We start from the raw sequence: 4,774 nt of genomic DNA, 5'->3' as shown, positions 1-4,774 counted from the left end.
GGGCTGCGCACCGGCCCCGGCGGGCGGGGCCTCCAGGATCAGGTGGGCGTTGGTGCCGCTGATCCCGAACGAGGAGACGGCGGCCCGGCGCGGCCGGCCCGTCTCGGGCCAGGGCGTGGCCCGGTCCAGCAGGCTGACGTCGCCGGCCGTCCAGTCGACGTGCGGCGACGGCGCGTCCAGGTGCAGGGTGCCCGGCAGTTCGCCGTGCTGCAGCGCCTGCACCAGCTTGATCACCCCGGTGACCCCGGCGGCGGCCTGGGTGTGGCCGATGTTGGACTTCGCCGAGCCGAGCAGCAGGGGTCGGGCCCGGTCCTGCCCGTAGGCGGCGAGCAGCGCGCGGGCCTCGATCGGGTCGCCCAGCGCGGTGCCGGTGCCGTGTGCCTCGACCGCGTCGACCTGGTCGGCCGTCAGCCCCGCGTTGGCGAGGGCCTGGCGGATCACCCGCTCCTGGGCCGGGCCGTTGGGGGCGGTCAGTCCGTTGGAGGCGCCGTCCTGGTTGACCGCGCTGCCCCGGACGAGGGCCAGCACCCGGTGTCCGCGGCGGCGGGCGTCGGAGAGCCGCTCCAGCAGGACCAGCCCGGCGCCCTCCGCCCAGGCCGTGCCGTCGGCGGCGGCGGCGAACGGCTTGCAGCGGCCGTCGGGGGCGAGACCGCGCTGGCGGCTGAACTCGGTGAACATGCCCGGCGAGGACATCACCGTCGCCCCGCCCGCGATCGCCAGGTCGCACTCCCCCGTGCGCAGCGCCTGCGCGGCCAGGTGGATCGCCACCAGCGACGAGGAGCAGGCCGTGTCGACGGTGATCGCCGGGCCCTCCAGGCCCAGCGTGTAGGCCAGCCGGCCCGAGGCGACGCTGGTGAGCGTGCCGGTCAGGGCGTGCCCCTCGTACCCGGGGAGCGTCTCGTGCAGGCGCGGGCCGTAGTCCTGCGGCATGACGCCGACGAAGACGCCGGTCCGGCTGCCGCGCAGGGTGGCCGGGACGATCCCGGCGCGCTCGGTCAGCTCCCACGCCGACTCCAGCAGCAGGCGCTGCTGCGGGTCCGTGGCGGCTGCCTCGCGCGGGGCCAGGCCGAAGAACGCGCCGTCGAACTCGTCGGCGTCGTACAGGAATCCGCCCTGCCGGGTGTAGGAGCTGCCGGGGCGTTCGCCGTCCGGGTCGTAGAGGGCGTCGAGGTCCCAGCCGCGGTTCTCCGGGAACGGGCCGATGGCGTCCCTGCCGGTGCGGAGCAGCTCCCACAGCTGCTCGGGGGTGTCGGCGCCGCCGGGCCAGCGGCCGCTGAGGGCGACGATCGCGACCGGGTCCTCGTCGAGGCCGTCGGAGGTCCGCGCCGAGGCGGCGCCCGCCGCCTCGGGGACGGCCGTGCGCGTGCCCGTCCGCCCGGACAGGAACGCGGCGACGGCGCGGGGGGTGGGCCGGTCGTAGACCAGGCTGGTCGGCAGGGTGAGGCCGGTCGCGCCGGCGAGCCGGTCGCGGAACTCGACGGACGCGACGGAGTCGAAGCCGAGGTCCTTGAAGGTGCGGTCCGGGTCGACCGCGTCCGGTCCGCCCGGCTCGCCCAGCACGATCGCGGCACCCGCGCGGACGGCCGCCAGCGCGGCCTCCTCGCCGAGGACGTCGGTGTCCGGGGCGTCGGTGTCCGGGGCGCCCCCGGTCGGGTGACCCCCGTGCGGGGCGGCCCGGTTCGGGTCGACGGCGGCCGGTCCCGCGGTGGCGCCCAGCCAGAGCCGGCGGCGCTGGAACGCGTACGTGGGGAGCCCGGTGAGCCGCTCGCCCGGCCCGTAGAGGGCGGACCAGTCCACCGCCCCGCCCCGGGCGAACAGCTCGCCCACCGCGGCGTGGAACTGGTCGAGTCCGCCGTGGTCCCGGCGGAGCGTGCCGGTGACCGCCGCCACGCCGTCGGCCAGCTGGCCGAGCCCGACCGTCAGCACCGGGTGCGGGCTGCTCTCCACGAACGCCCGGTGCCCGTCGGCCAGCGCCGCGCGGACCGCGCGCTCCAGCCGGACGGTGCCGCGCAGGTTGCGGAACCAGTAGGCGGCGTCGAGTCCGGCGGTGTCGAACCGCTCACCGGTGAGCGTCGAGTAGAAGGCGACGGACGCGGTCCGCGGGCGGATCCCCGCGAGCAGGACGGGCAGGCTCTCCCTCAGCGGCTCCATCTGCGCCGAGTGCGAGGCGTAGTCGACGGGCACCAGCTTCGCCCGGACACCCTCCGCCCGGTACTGCTCCACGAGGTCGGCGACGGCCGCCCGGTCGCCCGAGACCACGGTCGCGGACGGGCCGTTGACCGCGGCGATCCCGAGCTCGTCGGCCCGCCCGGCGATCCGCCCGGCGACCTCCTCGGCGGACAGCGGGACGGCCGCCATGCCGCCCCGGCCGGTCAGGCCCAGACCGGCGATGGCCTGCGACCGCAGCGCGACCACCGCCGCCGCGTCCTCCAGCGAGAGCGCACCGGCCACGTGGGCGGCGGCGATCTCGCCCTGGGAGTGCCCGATCACGGCGTCCGGCCGGACACCCGCCGCCTCCCAGAGCGCGGCCAGCGACACCATCACGGCGAACAGGGCGGGCTGCACCACGTCCACCCGCTCCAGGTCCGGCGTGCCCGGCCCGCCGCGCAGCACCGCCCCGAGCGACCAGTCGACGTGCGGGGCGAGGGCCTCCTCGCAGGCGGCGATCTTCGCCGCGAACACCGGTGCGGTGGCGAGCAGTTCGCGGGCCATGGCGTCCCACTGCGCGCCCTGGCCGGGGAAGACCAGCACCGTGCCGCTGCCGGTCGCGCCCGCGGTACCCGCCCGGTCGCCGGCCCCGTGCCCGGCGGCGTCCGGCGCCGGGCCGTCGGCGAACGCCGCGCGCGCCGCACCGTCGGTGGTGGCACGGCCCTGGGCCAGGCCCGCCGCCTGCCCGCCCTCGGCGAGCGCGTCGAGGGCGGTGAGCAGGCCCTCCCGGTCGGTGCCGGTCACGGCGGCGCGGTACTCGAAGGCGGTCCGGGTGGTGGCCAGCGACCGGCCGACCGCCACCGGGTCGGCGCCCGCCCGGTCGGCGAACGCACGGAGCCGGGCGGCCTGCCGGCGCAGCGCGGCCGGGGTCCGGGCGGAGAGCGGCCAGAGCAGCGGCCCGCCGGGCACGGTCGCGACCGCGGTGTCCTCGGCCGGCGCCTCGCCGACGTCTCCGGGCTCCCCCTCCTCCTCGGCCGGCGCCTCGCCGACGCCTCCGGGCTCCCCCTCCTCCTCCCCCGGCGGGGCGGTCTCCGGGGCGTCGGCCACCAGCACGTGCGCGTTGGTGCCGCCCACGCCGAAGGAGCTGACGCCGGCGATCAGCCGGCCCGCGGCGTTCGGCCACGGTCCGGAGTCGGTCCGCACCGCGAGGCCGAGCCGCTCGAAGGGGATGTCCGGGTTGGGGGTGACGAAGTTGAGGCTGGCGGGAATCCTCCGGTGCCGCACGGCCAGGACCGTCTTCAGCAGGCCGACGATGCCCGAAGCGCCCTCCAGGTGACCGACGTTGGTCTTCGCCGAGCCGACCAGCAGCGGCTGCTCCGCCGGGCGCCCGGCGCCCAGTGCCGCGCCCAGGCCCGCCGCCTCGACCGGGTCGCCCACGCGGGTGCCCGTCCCGTGCAGCTCGACGTACTGGACCAGCCCGGGGGCGACGCCGGCCCGCCGGGCGGCCTCGCGGACCACCGCCGCCTGGGCGTCCGCGCTGGGGACGGTCAGGCCGTCGGTCGCGCCGTCGCTGTTGACCGCGCTGCCGAGCAGCACCGCGTGGACGCGGTCGCCGTCCGCCACCGCGCGGGTGAGCGGCTTGAGCACCAGCAGCACGCCGCCCTCGCCGCGCGCGTAGCCGTTGGCCCGGGCGTCGAAGGTGTAGCAGCGGTCGTCGGGCGAGAGCGCGCCGAACCGGTCGACGGTGAGCGTCGACTCGGCCGCCAGGTTGAGGTTGACGCCCGCCACCAGGGCGACGTCCGACTCGCCGCCGCGCAGGCTCTCCAGCGCGAGGTGGACGGCGACCAGGGAGGAGGACTGCGCGGAGTCGACGGTGAGGCTCGGACCGCGCAGGTCGAGTGCGTAGGAGACGCGGTTGGCGATGATGCCCCGGTTGAGACCGGTGAGGCTGTGCCGGGTGATCGCGCCGGCGCCGGTGGTGAGCGTGGTGTAGTCGGCGGCGATGGCGCCGACGAAGACGCCGGTACGGCCGCCGGCCAGCGCGGCGGGCAGGACGCCGGCGTTCTCCAGGGCCTCCCACGCGAGTTCGAGCACCAGCCGCTGCTGCGGGTCGGCGGCGGCGGCCTCGGCCGGGGAGAGGCCGAAGAACTCGGGGTCGAACCGGTCGACGTGGTCGAGCCACCCGCCCGCCCGGGGCGGCTCCGCGCCGCCGAAGCGCTGCGGCGGGACGGCGCCGACCGCACTCGCACCCGTGTCGAGCAGCTTCCAGAACGCCTCCGGGTCCGCCGCCCCCGGCAGCCGGCAGGCGACGCCGACGACGGCCACCGCCTCGGGCGGGCCGGGCAGCGGTGCGGACGGGTCGAGGGGTTCCAGGCGCGCCATGGTGGGTTCCACTCCTGAGGGCCGGTGGCTCGGATCGACCCTCAGAGTTCCGTGGATCCGCGCCGGTCGGGCCCCTAGCCAACCCCTGTAGAACCCCTATGACGTGGTCCCCTCAGCCTGCCGACCTGCCCGTCCGTCCCTCCGGCCACCCCCTGCGGCCCTCCCCCGGCCGGGCCGCCCGCCCGGCCGGATCCCGTCCGGTACGCGGCCCGGCCGCGTTCGGCGCGGGATCCGGCCGGGCGGG

1 protein-coding gene is annotated in these 4,774 nt (G+C 77.8%); it reads right to left on the bottom strand.

The annotated features are described in order from the left end of the window. Positions 1-4,530 (bottom strand): beta-ketoacyl synthase N-terminal-like domain-containing protein (locus tag ABZY91_RS41340; RefSeq protein ID WP_355409322.1); only part of this gene is annotated, 4,530 nt, incomplete at its 3' end. Positions 4,531-4,774 lie beyond the last annotated feature (244 nt).

It is taken from the genome of Kitasatospora sp. NPDC002965 (genome assembly GCF_040611255.1).
GTDB lineage: Bacteria > Actinomycetota > Actinomycetes > Streptomycetales > Streptomycetaceae > Kitasatospora.
This window is presented reverse-complemented; position numbering and strand designations above follow the sequence as displayed.